Source organism: Mesorhizobium sp. M0772, from assembly GCF_040320135.1.
Taxonomy (GTDB): domain Bacteria; phylum Pseudomonadota; class Alphaproteobacteria; order Rhizobiales; family Rhizobiaceae; genus Mesorhizobium.
Genome location: NZ_JAMYPB010000005.1, coordinates 174029 through 188769 on the forward strand (window position 1 = coordinate 174029; position 14741 = coordinate 188769).

Below are 14741 nucleotides of genomic sequence, written 5' to 3' on the forward strand. Positions count from 1 at the left end.
TGCATGCGGGGAGAGGTCAATCCGGCGGCATGACGCGCGTTAAGAAAAAATTATCCGTATTCGGGATCTCGAAGCTGTTTCTCGAGGGCACCTGCCATGCTGGCAGACAAACTTTCTTCAGAAGAACAAGTTTTTCACGATTTTAGTTACTTCCGGCGGATAAGATGCGGTCAACCTTCCTCTTTAAGTCGAATATCGTGATCTTTCGCTTGAGGGGCGGATGCCTTAGGAGTTACAGTAAATTTACAGGGGAAATCGTTTGCTTCGCGAACGGGCTAGCGGAGCATGGGAGAGCTACAGGAGTCATATTGACCTACGGATCTGCCGATGTGAGCGAAGGCGCGGGACCCAAGAGCACACTCGCTAGTACGGTCTATCAACAGCTTCGCGACGATCTCCTGCGCGGCGTGTTTGAAAGTGAAAGCAAGCTTCGTGTCGAATGGGTGGTTTCCCGTTACGGCGCCGGCGCCTCACCGGTTCGCGAGGCCCTCAACCGACTTGCTTCGGAAGGCCTGCTCGGCCGCCACGACCAGCGCGGTTTCTTCATCATGCCGGTCAGTGCCCCGGAACTCGAGGAATTGACGCGCACCCGCTGCTGGCTGGAAGAGCGGGCTCTGCGTGAATCCATTGCCAGCCGCACCGGCGAATGGGAAGAGCAGCTCGTGCTGGCCTTGCATCGCCTGGCGCGTGCCCCGCGCCGCTTGCCCGAGGACCCGTCCTCGAACAATCCGGAATGGGAAAAGCTGCACCGCGCCTTCCATCGGGCACTGATCGCAGGCTGCCGATCGCATTGGCTGACCGGCTTTTGCGACCAGCTTTCGGATCAGGCCTCCCGCTACCGGCTGATCTCCCAGGACGGCAGCGAGCGCGACGAAATCAGTGAACATCGGCTAATTGCGGAGCGCACGGTGGATGGCGATGCCGATGGCGCCGTTGAAGCCCTCCTCAGCCACTACCGTCTGACGGCAGCCATGTGCATGGAGCGCTTCAACGACAGCGGCGATCCACGCGTGAGCGCCACCAAGGCGCTGCGCAGCCGCAGATAGAAGCGCTTCCGGTCCGCTATCCAAAATCCGCCAGCTATCCAAGTCCGCTTGCCTTCATCTGATCGGCGGCAAACCCGATTTCACGTTTTTGCCGGACGGAGGCGAAATCGTTTCCTTTGTTCCAAGGCCATCCGGCTCTAATCAAAGGGATAGAGCATGACGTCCTCCGAAAACCGCTTCGCACTTTTCGGCATCATGCTCTAGGGAATGCGCATGACCAATCACCTGTTCGACGCGTTCCGCAGCCGGATTTCAGCCTCCGAGCGCATCCTGATGGCGACCGATGACGGACGCGCGATCGCCTATGGCGACATGCTGGCGCAATCGGCACAGCTGGCACATGCGCTGAGGCATTTCGGCGTCGAGCCGGGCGACCGCGTTGCCGTGCAGGTCGAAAAAAGCCCCGAATGCATTTTCCTTTACCTCGCCTGCCTGCGCGCCGGCGCGGTCTTCCTGCCGCTCAACACCGCCTACACGCTGGCCGAACTCGGCTATTTCTTTGGTGATGCCGAGCCGCGGCTGGTCGTCTGCGACCCGGCCCGCGCCGGCGCTATCGCGCCGTTGGCGCAGGCGTCGGGTGCTGCCACCTTCACGCTTGGCAGCAATGGTGAGGGCTCGCTGACCGAACTGGCGGCACAACAGCCCACGGATTTCGACGCCGTGGCGCGCGGGCCGGACGATCTGGCCGCAATCCTTTACACATCCGGCACCACCGGACGCTCCAAGGGCGCCATGCTCAGCCATGAAAACCTGGCCTCCAATGCACGCGTGCTGGTCGAGCAATGGCGTTTCACCGGGGATGACGTGCTGATCCATGCGCTGCCGATCTTCCACACGCACGGCTTGTTCGTCGCCACCAACGTCACCCTGATGGCCGGCGCCTCGATGCTGTTCGAGCGGAAATTCGACGCCGGCCGCATCGTCTCGCTCTTGCCGCGCGCGACAGTGCTGATGGGCGTGCCGACCTTCTATACAAGGCTCCTGCAGCAGGACGGGCTGGATGCCCAGGCGGCGAAGAACATCCGCCTGTTCGTTTCCGGCTCGGCGCCGCTGCTCGCCGAAACGCACAAGGCCTGGCGCGAGCGCACCGGCCACGACATTCTCGAGCGCTACGGTATGACCGAGACCAACATGAACACGTCGAACCCCTATGAGGGGGAGCGTCGCGCCGGCACGGTCGGCTTCCCGCTGCCCGGCGTTTCGCTGCGCATCGCCGACCCTGACAGCGGCGATGCGCTTGGCCAGGGTGAAGTCGGCATGATCGAGGTCAAAGGTCCGAATGTCTTTTCCGGCTATTGGCGCATGCCGGAAAAAACCAAGGCGGAGTTTCGCAAGGACGGCTTCTTCATCACCGGCGACCTCGGCATCATCGACGCGGACGGCTACGTCCACATCGTCGGCCGCGGCAAGGATCTCATTATCTCCGGCGGCTACAACATCTATCCCAAGGAGATCGAGAGCGAGATCGACGCGCTTGCCGGAGTCTCGGAAAGTGCCGTCATCGGAATTGCCCATCCCGATTTCGGCGAAGGCGTCACCGCTGTCGTGGTGCGTGCGCCGGCATCGCAGATCACCGGGGCCGAGATCGTTGGCGCCATTGCCGGCCAGTTGGCCAAATACAAGCATCCGAAGCAGGTGATCTTCGTCGACGAACTCCCGCGCAACACCATGGGCAAGGTGCAGAAGAACCTGTTGCGCGAGACCTACAAGGGTCTCTACGGCTAATCAGAAGCCGGCTAATTACCTCGGCCCAGGCGCTCCGACTGGACATCCGTTCCCGGTTCCGGCAGCGCCGCCTCTTACCTGCGCGGCTTTTTCACCCGAGTGCCGGAACCCCACAAAGCGCGGTTCAGCAGGCTGCGTTTGCGCTTGCGCGGGATGAGGTCGACATCACTGACGAGCTTGGCGCCGCCCTCGCGCCGCTCCAGGGTGATCTTGCGGCTGTGGAAGGCTTCGAGCTCCGCACGATGCGCCACGCTGATGATGGTGACGTCAGGCAGTTCGCGGATCACCGTCAACATCATTGTGTCCTGGCTCTTCTCGTCGAGCGCCGAAGTCGCTTCATCCAGCACCACGATATCGGGGCGATGCAGCAGCAGGCGCGCGAAGGCAAGGCGTTGCTTTTCGCCGCCCGACAGCGTCTGGTCCCATGGCGCCTCTTCCTTGATCCTGCCGGTGAGATAGCCAAGCCCCACCTTGTCGAGGGCAGCCTTGATTTGCTTGATCGTCCACTTGTCCGCCGCCGCGGGATAGGCGACCGCGCGGCGAAGCGTTCCGGAAGGGATGTAGGGGCGTTGCGGCAGCATGAACAGGCGCCTGTCGGTGTGGAAATTGACGCTGCCGCCGCCCCATGGCCACAGGCCCGCGACGGCCCGCACCAGCGTCGACTTGCCTGAACCGGATTCGCCTGAAACCAGCACCCGCTCGCCCGGCTCGATCACGACCTCGGTTTCCTTGACCACGGAGGTGCCGTCGTCGAGTGTCACGGAAAGATTGTCGAGGCTGAGGATGGCGCCGTCTTCGGCTTCGCCTCGGTTGATGCGTCCGAGCGCATCGCTCTGCTCGGCGCGCTCGAGCCCGTCTAGCGACATCATCAGCGAGGCAATGCGCCGCGCGGAGGCGTTCCAGTCGGCGAGGCGCGGATAGTTGTCGACCAGCCAGCCGAACGCGCCTTGCACGATGCCAAAGGCAGACGCCGCCTGCATCACCTCGCCAAGCGTCATCGAGCCTTCGAGGAATTTTGGCGCGCACAAAAGGATCGGCACGACCGGCGCAAACAGGCTCGATCCCTGCGACACCGCCGCCGTGCGCATGTGCTGTCCGGTCAGCAGAGCCCATTGCCTCAGCACGTGGCCGAAATTTCTGTCGATGCCGCTGCGCTCCTCGTCCTCGCCTCCCAGCAAGGCGATGCTCTCGCCGTTTTCGCGCACGCGCGTCAGCGTGTAACGCAGTTCGGCCTCCGCCTGGTTCTTCCGCTCGGAGAGCTGGACGAAATCGCGGCCGATGACCACCATCGAGGTCGAGGTGATGGCGGCATAGATGATCGCGGTGATGACCAGAAAGCCGGGAATGGTGATGCTCTCGCCGCCGATCGGCAGGGTGAGCGCGCCGCCGATGGTCCACAGCACGACGATAAAGGTCGAGGCCGACAGGAACGCGTTGAGGACGCCGGCGGTGAAATCGACCGGCGACTCGGTGGCGATGCGCAGGTCCTCGGTCATGCGGGCCTCGGGGTTCTGGTGGTCGCCGCCCACGAGGTTCAGCTGGTAGTAGCGGCCGTTTGCCAGCCAGCGCGCGACGACCCCGGTGGTCAGCCAGGAACGCCAGCGGCGCTGGATCGTCATGCGCAGATAGACCTGCGCGACGACAAGGCTGCCGCTGCAGATCACCAGCGGCACGAATACGGCGCTGAGGAGATAGACTGTGTGGGCGTTGCGCTGCTCGAGGGCATCGAACATCGAGCGGTTCCAGACGTTGATGCCATACTGGAAACCGATGTTGATGCAGATCAGCAGCAGCACTCCGATCGTCAAAGGCCAGGCGAGCTTGTCGCCATGCCTCCCCCAATAGCCGCGCCCGCTGATCCAGAAACGCCGCAGCAGATATTTTTTGCGCGCCTGCTCGGCCTGCTCGGGCGTCAGCTTGGGATCGGGTTCGACGGCATCCGGCGGCGGCGCAGCCTCGCCAACGGGCTCGGACGCGGCTTCGGCGGCCGATGCTTTTTTCTCGCGCGGCGTGTCCGCGCGCGGTCCATCTCCGCGCGTTTGCCGTGACGGCTTTTCCCGACGCGACTTCGTGGCATCGCGCGCTTCGATGCCGTCGGCCGGTTTCGATTTGGGTTTTGCCTCGGACATATGCCCCGACAACGACCTCCATATCAAAAGGTTTCATGGTATGCGCCTGCCCGACGTTTCAGGAAACGCCCGTCATTGCGGATATAAAAGCCCAACGACATGTTCTGCGATGGCGAGGCTGGCGGTAAGGCCAGGGCTCTCGATGCCGAACAGATTGACGATCTGGCCGTCCCCGTGGTCGGCCGGTCCCAGGATGACGAAGTCGGCGGCCGGCTGTCCCGGACCCGACAGTTTCGGCCTGACGCCGGCATAGGCCGGTTGCAGGGCGCCGTCCGCCAGGCCGGACCAGTAGCGCCTGATTTCGTCGTAGAAGGCAGCGCCTCGTGCGGGATCGACGGTATAGTCGACGCGATCGATCCATTCGACATCCGGGCCAAAGCGCGCGCTCCCCGACATGTCGAGGGTCAGGTGCACGCCGAGGCCGCCATGGACTGGCACCGGATAGATCAGCCGCGAAAAGGGCGAGCGGCCGGAAAGCGCGAAATAATTGCCGCGCGCCAGCCACAGCGGCGGAACACGGTCTTGCGGGAGGCCTTCGATGCGGCCGGCGAGCGCCTGCGCGTCGAGGCCGGCGGCGTTGATGAAGGCGCCGGTCTTCAAGGTGAAACCCTCGCCATCGGCGTCGCGCGTGTCGATCCGGATGCCGTCCGCTCCGATGCTCGCGCCTGAGACAACGGTGAGCAAGGCGAAAGATGCGCCGGCCGCTTCCGCGTCTCCACGCAATGACAGCATCAGCGCCTGGCTGTCGACGATGCCGGTTGACGGCGACAGCAGCGCGCCGGCGCAGCTCAGCGCCGGTTCCAGGCTTTCGGCCTCTGCGCGCGTCAAAAGCTTGAGGTCACCGACTCCGCATTGCGCCGCGTTGATCTGGATCGCCTGCAGTTTGTCCAACTGGTCGGGTTCGACGGCAACGATCAGTTTGCCGGTGCGATGATGGGCGACGTCGTGCTCGCGGCAATAGGCATAGAGACGCTCGCGGCCGTTGACGCAGAGACGGGCCTTCAGGCTGCCCGGCGTATAATGAAGCCCGGCATGGATGACTTCCGAATTGCGCGAACTGGTGCCCGTGCCGATGGCTGCGGCCTTCTCGACCACCAGCACCTCGCGGCCCGACAGCGCCAGCGCGCGGGCAATGGCGAGGCCGACAACACCGGCTCCGGCGACAACGCAGTCGACATCATGCATAAGTGGACTTTAGCGCGGACTGTCCGCGCCTGCAAAAACCTTGTCGCCGCCGATCCAGACGCCGTTGACGTCGAGGGCGTCCGACAGAGCGACGATATCGGCAGCCGTGCCATTGGCGAAGCGGCCGAGCCGGTGGGCCTGGCCGACCGCCTGCGCCGGATAGAGCGAGGCCATGCGCAACGCTTCCGACAGGTCCAGCCCGACGATCCGGTGGACGTAGCGAACCGCCGAGATCATATCGAGATCGGCGCCGGCCAGCGTGCCGTCGGCCAGCCTCAGGCTGCCATCCTTGCGATAGATGATGCGGCCGTTGAGGGTGAACGATGTCATGTCGGTGCCGATCGTCGCCATGGCGTCTGTAACCAGCACGATCTTGCCCGGTCCCTGCTTGGCGCGCAGCGCGATTGCCATGGTGGCGGGATCGACATGGATGCCGTCGGCGATGATCCCGGCCGACAGACTGCCTATGTCGATGGCCGCACCCGCCAGCCCCGGCTCACGGTTGCCGATCTGGCTCATGGCGTTGAACAGATGTGTGACCACGCTGGCGCCGGCATCGGCAAAGGCTCTGGCCGTGGCGTAGCCGGTGTCGGAATGGCCGAGGCTGACAATCACACCGGCCTTGGCCAAGGCCGCAACGCGGGCAGGCTCGACGGATTCAGGCGCTATCGTCGTCAGCAGCACCGGCAGGTTTTTGCGTGCCGCGACCAGCGCCGCTTCATCCGCATCCGTCATCGGCCGGATCAGAGCCGGGTCATGCGCCCCCTTGCGGGCGACCGAGAGATGCGGTCCCTCGAGATGCAGGCCGAGAAACCCCGGCAGTTTTTGCCGTGCCGCCTCGGTGCCGGCGGCAATGGCCGCGGCGGTGACGTCAGGCGTATCTGTGATTAGCGTCGGCAGCAGTGCGGTCGTGCCGAACGGCGCATGCGCCCGGCAGATTGTTGCCAGCGAGGCGACATCGGGATGGTCGTTGAGCATGACGCCGCCGCCGCCATTGACCTGCAGGTCGACAAAACCCGGCACCAGCATGCCGCCCCCGGCGTCGATGCGGGCAACGCCCGACGGAATGGCGCCGACGGGATGAATGCCTTCGACCACATCGCCGTGCACGACAAGGGCGGCGTTATCATGCCAGTCGTCGCCATCGAAAATTCGGGCGCCAGTCAGGGCAAAACGGTCGCTCATACGGTTTCCGTCACCTTGCGCAGATTGCGCGGTACGTCCGGATCGAGGCCGCGATGGCGGGCGAAGGCTTCGACGAAGCCGTAGAAGGAGACGATCAGCGTCAGCGGGTCGGTCAAGGGATGACCGGTGGCGACATGCGGCAGCCGCGCCGCGCTCTTGGCTTTGTCCGAGGTTACAAAAACTGCTGCACCCTTGCCGGCAAGGTTGTCGGCAGCCTCTGCCACGGACGGCTCGGAGGCATCGCGGGCGGCGAGTGCCAGCACCGGGAAGCCTGGCCCGACCAGCGCCAACGGGCCGTGCATGACTTCGGCTGCACTGTAGGCCTCGGCATGCATGCCGCAGGTCTCTTTGAATTTCAGCGCCGCCTCGTCGGCCATCGCCGCCGACGGGCCACGTCCGAGGATGAACAGCGATTGCGGCGTCTCCAACGCGCCGGCCAGCGCCATCCAGTCGCAGTCGATCGCCTTGCTGAAATGCTCGGGCAGGCGGGCAAGGGCGGCCAGCAGTCTGTCGTCGCCGGTGCAATGCGCCATCAGCGCCAGGCCGGCGACCGCCGAATTGACGAATGTCTTGGTCGCCGCGACGCTGCGCTCGGGGCCGGCCAGAATGTCGATGGCAAAATCCGAAGCCCGCGCCAGCGGCGAATCGGCGGTGTTGGTGATGGCGACGGTGAGCGCACCGCCGGCCCGTGCCGTCTCGGCCATGGCGACGATGTCAGGGCTCTTGCCGGATTGCGAGATGGCGAGGCAAGCGGAACCGGCGAGCTTGAGCTTGGCGCCGTAGATCGAGGCGATCGACGGACCGACCGATGCCACGGCCAGGCCGGCGGTCAGTTCGACGGCATATTTCATGAAGGTGGCGGCATGGTCGGACGAACCGCGCGCGACGGTAACGACGAAGCTCGGATCGCGCTCGCGAATGCCGCGTCCGGCCTCGGTCAGCACCGCCGCCGAGCCATCGAGCAGACGCGCGACGGCTTGCGGAATTTCGTCGATCTCGCGCCGCATATGGGTGGTCTTGGGGATCATGGTCGGCCCTCTTCGCTCGGCCCTGTCAGGCGCAGTTCGGCGACGAAATCATAGGCGTCGCCGCGGTAGATGGAGCGGGTGAACTCGATCACCTTGCCGCTCGCGAGATAGGAAATGCGTTCGATGTGCAGGCCGGCAATGCCGGATGGCACTTCGAGCAGACGCGCATCGGCGTCGCCGAGATTGGCGGCGGAAATGCGCTGCACCGCCCGCACCGGCCGGTTGCCGGTCAGTTGCAGCGCCGCATAGAGTGACGAGCCTATCCCGGCCGGATCCGGCAGCACGCTGGCCGACAACGAGGCGCGCTCGATGGCCAGCGGCGTGTCGTTTGCGATGCGCAGGCGCGCCACGCGCGCCACCAGCTCGTTCGAGGACAGGCCGAGCACCATCATCTCGTCGGGCGAGGGCGGGTAGAGGTCGCGGTCGAGCCAGGCTGAACGCACCGCCATGCCGCGCCTTGCCATGTCCTCGGTGAATGAAGTGAGCCTGGACAGCGACTGCTCGACGCGCTCCATGCGCGGCGCCACGAAGGTGCCGGAGCCGTGGCGCTGCACGAGGATGCCGCCCTTGACTAGGTCCTGCACCGCCTTGCGGACGGTGACGCGCGAAATGTCGGCCTTGGTGGCGATGTCGCGCTCGGAAGGCAGCGCATCGCCCGGCCCGATCAGGCCGCGATTGACGGCGTCCTCGATGCTTTTCCTGAGCTGCAGGTAGAGCGGGGCGCCGCTCTGCGACGACTGCCTCAGCGTGGCGAAGATCTGGTCGGCGGCATCGCTCATCGCGTCGCCTCCGCTTTGACGAAGATGCGGGCCGCCATCTGCACGGCGCCGCCCAGCGCATCGTCGAGCGGCGCTTTCAGCAGCGCCTGGTAGCGCTGGGAAAGGCGCGGCCCATAGAGCGGCGCCAGCCCGCCGAGCAGGCAGAGCGGGGCGTCATCAGAGAGGTCGAGCGCGTGGAGCGACGCCTCGACATCGGCAACCGACTTGTCCACGATCCAGTTGGCGACGCTGTCGCCCTTCTCGGCATGCTCGAAAACCTTGGGCGCGAAGCCGCCGAAATCGCCGGGCTTGGCATTGGTGGTGAACTCGACCACGTCTTCGGGATTGTTGCGGAAAATGGCCATCATGCTGTCGGTCAGGGCTGAGCGCGGCCGGACGCCGTCATGGGCGAGCAGCGTCTGCTCCAGCAGGTCGCGGCCGATCCGGGCGCCGCTGCCTTGATCACCGACCTGAAAGCCCCAGCCGCCGATGGCGCGCGACGTGCCGCCCTTGCGCGCCATATAGGCGGTGCCGGTGCCGAGGATGGCCATGGCGCCGTCACCAGAGCCGACTGCCCCTTCGAGCGCGATCTCGGCGTCCGTCTCGACGCGGCTGATGCTGAACGGCAGGATTGCTTCAAGCTGCTGGCGGTAGGTGCCGACATTGGCTCCGGCAAGGCCGAGAATGGCTGGTGTCTGCGGGATTAGGTCCGGATCTTGCCCGGCGGCGATGAAGGCCTGACGAGCAGCCTCGACGATGTGGGTGCGAGCGCCGGTGAGATCGGTGCGGATGTTGGCGGCGCCGCTTTTGGCACGGCCAATGACAACGCCATCGCCTGTCGCAAGGGCTGCCCTGCAGCTGGTGCCGCCGCCGTCGATACCGAGCACGAATTTCACGCCATGTCTCCTCCGGGCGGATAATACCAATAAAATACCAATAGCCAAGGGATTAATTTCCGTTTCAAAAAGATTAAGGCGTATCAGGTTGAAAAACCCGGGAATTTTGCCGGCTCAACGCTTTCCAGTTCGCAATTTCGTTAATGCGTGTGGACAAGTGGTATTTTTTTGGTATTGTTCTTCCATCGGAGGGACAGGGATGGCCGAACCGCGCACCGAAGCGCTTCACAGCAATGCCGAGGGACTGGACATCCAGGCCCCGGACGCCATCCTTTCTTCTTTGGTCAATGCGCAGATCGAGGCCGCCAAGGCTGTGCGCGACGCCATTCCCGCCATCGCCGCCGCAGCCGAAATCATCGCCGGGCGGCTGAACGGCGGCGGCAAGCTCGCCTATGCTGCGGCCGGCAGCTCCGGCCTGATGGCGCTGGCCGACGCGCTGGAGTTGCCCGGCACCTTCGGCATCAAGCGCGAACGCATCGCCATCCTCATCGCCGGTGGCGACGACGCTTTCAAGACCCTGGCCGGCGGACCGGAAGACGACACCGACGAAGCCTCGACGGCAATTGCCGGCGCCGGCATCGGCAAGGGCGACTGCCTGATCGCGATTTCGGCCAGCGGCTCGACGCCCTATGCGGTGCAGGCGCTGAAGGATGCGCGCAGCCGGGGCGCGGCAACCATCGCCATTTCCAACAACAAGGACACGCCCCTGCTCAGGCTGGCCGACGTCGCCATCCTGCTCGAGACGCCACCGGAGGTGATTGCCGGCTCGACGCGCATGGGCGCCGGCACTGCCCAGAAGATCGCGCTCAACATGCTGTCGACGCTTACCGCAATTCATCTCGGCCATGTCCATGACGGCTACATGGTCAATCTCACCGCCGACAACATCAAGCTGCGCGACCGCGCGGCTCGCATCGTCGCCGCTATCAGCGGCCGCGACCGGCAAGACGCCGTGCGGCTGCTCGAAGCGAGCGGCGGCGTCGTCAAGACAGCCATTCTGCTCGCCGCCGGCGCTGCCAACGCCGTTGCGGCCGAGAAGATACTGGAAGGGACCGGCCAGAAGCTGCGGCCAGCCCTTTCCGCGATCGAGGGGAACAAGGGCGCGAAGGCCCCTGTTCTCAAAACCGAACCTGAAAAAGGTCAACAGGGAGACTAGCATGACAACGAAATTACTGACGGCACTGCTTCTCGGCACCAGCATTCTCGGCACCGCCGGGTTGGCTCACGCCGATGACGTAACGCTCAATATCGAAAGCTGGCGCGGCGACGACCTTGCCATCTGGAAGGACAAGCTGATCCCGGCTTTTGAGGCCAAGAACCCGGGCATCAAAGTGGTGTTCGCACCGTCGGCGCCGACCGAGTATGACGCCGCACTCGGCGCCAAGCTCGCCGCCGGCTCGGCTGGCGACCTGATCACCTGCCGCCCGTTCGACAAGTCGCTCGAACTGTTCAAGAAGGGCAACCTTGCCGACCTGTCGGCGCTGCCCGGCATGGAAAACTTTTCGCCCGTTGCCAAGGCCGCCTGGCAGACAGACGACGGCAAGGCGAGCTTCTGCGTGCCGATGGCCTCGGTCATTCACGGCTTCATCTACAACAAGGACGCCTTCGACAAGCTCGGCCTCAAGGTGCCGACGACGCGTGACGAGTTCTTCGCCGCGCTCGACAAGATCAAGGCCGACGGCACCTACATCCCGATGGCCATGGGCACCAAGGACCTATGGGAAGCCGCGACCATGGGCTATCAGAACATCGGTCCGAACTACTGGAAGGGCGAAGAGGGCCGCGCAGCGCTGATCAAGGGCGACCAGAAGCTGACCGACAAGGACTGGGTTGCTCCCTATGAGGAACTGGCCAGGTGGAAGCCTTATCTCGGCGACGGCTTCGAGGCCCAGACCTATCCGGACAGCCAGAACCTGTTCACGCTTGGCCGCGCCGCCATCTACCCGGCGGGATCGTGGGAGATCGGCCTGTTCAACACCCAGGCGCAGTTCAAGATGGGCGCCTTCCCGCCGCCGGTCGAGAAGGCCGGCGACACCTGCTACATCTCCGACCATACCGATATCGGCATGGGCCTGAATGCGGCGTCGAAGAATGCCGACGCGGCCAAGACCTTCCTGTCCTGGGTCGCCTCGCCGGACTTCGCCACCATCTACGCCAACGCTTTGCCGGGCTTCTTCAGCCTGAATTCCACCCCGGTGAAGATGGAAGACCCGCTGGCGCAGGAATTCGTCTCCTGGCGCGACAAGTGCAAGTCGACGATCCGCTCGACCTACCAGATCCTGTCGCGCGGCACGCCGAACCTCGAGAACGAAACCTGGGTTGAATCGGCCAACGTCATCAACGGCACCGACACGCCGGAAGCTGCCGCCAAGAAGCTGCAGGACGGCCTCGACAGCTGGTACAAGCCGGGCAAGTAAGAGCTCAGACAACAGACAGGGCCCCAAGTGGACGGCCCTGCGTTTTTCGATAGCATCATCGACTGCGAACGACGGCGCCGCCCCTCATCCGCCTGCCGGCACCTTCTCCCCGTATAGTGACGGGAAGAAGGATCAGCCGAAACGCAGGCGCCCCCTCTCCCCGTCCTTCACGGGGAGAGGGTAAGGGTGAGGGGCAGCGCTGCCGTCGAAGGCATTGCTAAACCTGATCGGCGGGGACCGCACTCATGGCCGCACAAACACGACCGAAGCGACCGTTCCGCTGGCATATCGGCGTCTTCCTGGCGCCGGCGCTGCTGGTCTATACGGCGATCATGATCCTGCCGCTCGCCGGCACGCTGCAGCTGTCGCTGTTCCGCAATGTCGATCAGCATCAGGTGTTCGTCGGTTTCACTAATTTCCGTACGTTATTCGGCGACCCCAACTGGTCGGTCGGCTTCTGGAACGCGCTGCGGAACAATACCTGGTTCTTCATCATCCACATGGTGGTGCAGAACCCGATCGGTGTCATGCTGGCGGCATTGCTGTCCAGCCCGAGGCTGAGATTCGCCGCCTTCTACCGCACCGCGATCTTCGTGCCGACCATCCTGTCCTTCGTCATCGTCGGTTTCGCCTGGAAACTGATCCTGTCGCCGTTGTGGGGCGTGGCGCCGCATCTGATGGATCTGGTCGGCCTGAAAAGCCTGTTCACGCCGTGGCTCGGCAAACAACAATATGCCCTGACCGCGCTCAGCCTGATCTCGGTCTGGCAGTTCGTCGGCATTCCGATGATGCTGATCTATGCAGCACTCCTGTCGATCCCCGAAGAGGTGATCGAGGCTGCCGAATGCGACGGCATCACCGGCATGTCGCAGTTCTGGAAGATCAAGCTGCCGCTGATCCTGCCCTCGATCGGCATCATCTCGATCCTGACCTTCGTCGGCAATTTCAACGCCTTCGACCTGATCTACACCGCGCAAGGGGCGCTGGCCGGCCCGAACTATTCGACCGATATTCTGGGCACTTTCCTCTACCGCGCCTTCTTCGGCTTCCAGCTGCAGACCGGCGATCCCAATATGGGTGCGGCGATCGCCACGATGATGTTCCTGATCATCCTCGGCGGCGTCTGCGTCTACCTGTTCCTCGTCCAGACGCGCCTGCGTCGCTACCAGTTCTGAGGGGCGAGATGTCGAGCTTGAACACCCCCCTCTGGCCTGCCGGCCATCTCCCCCGCAAGGGGGGAGATTGGCAGCTCTGGCCTTGCCGCTCGTCTTGCAACGTTGGCGATTGGCGAAAGCAGTCGCGGCATCTGATCTCCCCCCTTTCGGGGGAGATGTCCGGCAGGACAGAGGGGGGTGCCTTGGTGCCGACCTCAACAGTCATCGCTCGTCAGGAGACCTTCCAATGAGCACCGCCACCCGTTCGCTGCCCCGTACGGTCGGCGCCCACGCGATCCTTCTGACCTATACGGCGATCGCGCTGTTTCCGGTGATCCTGGTCATCATGAATTCGTTCAAGTCACGCGCCGGCATCTTCAGCGAACCGCTGACGCCGCCGACGCCAAAAACCTTCGACCTGATCGGCTACACCACGGTGATCGGCCAGGGCGACTTCATCCATTATTTCCAGAACAGCCTGGTCGTCACCGTCGCCTCGCTGTTCTTCGTGCTTCTGTTCGGCGCGATGGCGGCGTTCGCGCTCTCGGAATACCGCTTCCGCGGCAACACGCTGATGGGGCTTTACCTCGCGCTCGGCATCATGATCCCGATCCGGCTCGGCACCGTCGCCATCCTGCAAATGATGGTGGCGAGCGGGCTGGTCAACACGCTGACGGCGCTGATCCTGGTCTACACCGCGCAAGGCCTGCCGCTCGCCGTCTTCATCCTGTCAGAATTCATGAAGCAGGTGTCGGACGATCTGAAGAATGCCGGCCGCATCGACGGGCTGTCGGAATACACGATCTTCTTTCGGCTGGTGCTGCCGCTGGTGCGGCCGTCGATGGCGACGGTCGCCGTCTTCACCATGATCCCGATCTGGAACGATCTGTGGTTCCCGCTGATCCTGGCGCCGTCGGAAGAGACCAAGACGGTGACGCTCGGCGCGCAGTTGTTCCTCGGCCAGTTCGTCACCAACTGGAACGCCATCCTGGCCGCACTCTCGCTGGCGATCATGCCGGTGCTGACCCTCTACGTCATCTTCTCGCGGCAGCTGATCCGCGGCATCACATCCGGAGCCGTCAAGTGAGCGGAGCCCTACAAATCTCTGCTGGAGCCTTGGGGGGGGCCCCCGCCCCGGCCGCCGCGCCCCCCCCCCCCGCCGCGCTCACGGGGCTCTGGGGGTGGGGGGGCGGCCACCAGGCCGAGCGCGGGGCGGCG

The 14741-nt window shown here is 64.3% G+C and carries 12 protein-coding genes; 6 read left to right on the plus strand and 6 right to left on the minus strand.

All coding sequences use genetic code 11. The features are described 5' to 3' along the window. Positions 1-308 precede the first annotated feature (308 nt). On the plus strand, positions 309-1046 hold the full coding sequence (locus tag NKI06_RS05490; protein WP_352654587.1) for a GntR family transcriptional regulator: 738 nt from the start codon (positions 309-311) through the stop codon (positions 1044-1046). Between the two features lie 213 nt (positions 1047-1259). Further along, positions 1260-2771, plus strand: a complete 1512-nt coding sequence (locus NKI06_RS05495; RefSeq protein WP_352984388.1) for a malonate--CoA ligase — start codon at positions 1260-1262, stop codon at positions 2769-2771. A gap of 74 nt (positions 2772-2845) precedes the next feature. Here the strand turns inward: NKI06_RS05495 and NKI06_RS05500 are convergent, their stop codons facing one another. From NKI06_RS05500 to NKI06_RS05525, 6 genes are all read right to left on the minus strand, one after another. Then, positions 2846-4900 carry an ABC transporter ATP-binding protein/permease gene (locus tag NKI06_RS05500; RefSeq protein WP_352984390.1) on the minus strand — a complete coding sequence of 685 codons (2055 nt, stop codon included), beginning with the start codon at positions 4898-4900 and terminating at the stop codon, positions 2846-2848. Between the two features lie 72 nt (positions 4901-4972). Next, on the minus strand, positions 4973-6085 hold the full coding sequence (locus tag NKI06_RS05505; RefSeq protein ID WP_023725894.1) for an NAD(P)/FAD-dependent oxidoreductase: 1113 nt from the start codon (positions 6083-6085) through the stop codon (positions 4973-4975). 9 nt (positions 6086-6094) lie between these two features. Beyond that, positions 6095-7270 (minus strand): N-acetylglucosamine-6-phosphate deacetylase, encoded by a 1176-nt coding sequence (gene nagA, locus NKI06_RS05510; RefSeq protein WP_352984392.1) that lies wholly within the window; start codon positions 7268-7270, stop codon positions 6095-6097. Then, positions 7267-8298: an SIS domain-containing protein gene (locus NKI06_RS05515; RefSeq protein WP_023711284.1), complete on the minus strand. Its 1032-nt coding sequence runs from the start codon at positions 8296-8298 to the stop codon at positions 7267-7269. The genes nagA and NKI06_RS05515 overlap by 4 nt, the downstream gene beginning before the upstream one ends. Next, a complete protein-coding gene (locus tag NKI06_RS05520; protein WP_023668847.1) occupies positions 8295-9077 on the minus strand; it encodes a GntR family transcriptional regulator in 783 nt (260 codons plus the stop codon). The genes NKI06_RS05515 and NKI06_RS05520 overlap by 4 nt, the downstream gene beginning before the upstream one ends. Then, a complete protein-coding gene (locus tag NKI06_RS05525; RefSeq protein WP_023668846.1) occupies positions 9074-9952 on the minus strand; it encodes a glucosamine kinase nucleotide-binding domain-containing protein in 879 nt (292 codons plus the stop codon). The genes NKI06_RS05520 and NKI06_RS05525 overlap by 4 nt, the downstream gene beginning before the upstream one ends. A 199-nt stretch (positions 9953-10151) precedes the next feature. On the opposite strand from NKI06_RS05525, the gene NKI06_RS05530 reads away from it, so the two are divergent. The 4 genes from NKI06_RS05530 to NKI06_RS05545 all read left to right on the plus strand — a co-directional run bounded on the left by NKI06_RS05530 (position 10152) and on the right by NKI06_RS05545 (position 14610). After that, a complete protein-coding gene (locus tag NKI06_RS05530) occupies positions 10152-11108 on the plus strand; it encodes an N-acetylmuramic acid 6-phosphate etherase (protein ID WP_352984394.1) in 957 nt (318 codons plus the stop codon). Between the two features lies 1 nt (position 11109). Further along, the gene (locus NKI06_RS05535; protein WP_023689958.1) at positions 11110-12369 is read left to right on the plus strand and encodes an ABC transporter substrate-binding protein; all 1260 of its coding nucleotides are present in this window, start codon (positions 11110-11112) and stop codon (positions 12367-12369) included. Positions 12370-12614: 245 nt separating this feature from the next. Next, positions 12615-13544, plus strand: a complete 930-nt coding sequence (locus NKI06_RS05540) for a carbohydrate ABC transporter permease (RefSeq protein WP_023702499.1) — start codon at positions 12615-12617, stop codon at positions 13542-13544. A gap of 226 nt (positions 13545-13770) precedes the next feature. Next, positions 13771-14610, plus strand: a complete 840-nt coding sequence (locus NKI06_RS05545) for a carbohydrate ABC transporter permease (RefSeq protein ID WP_352796243.1) — start codon at positions 13771-13773, stop codon at positions 14608-14610. Positions 14611-14741: the final 131 nt, after the last annotated feature.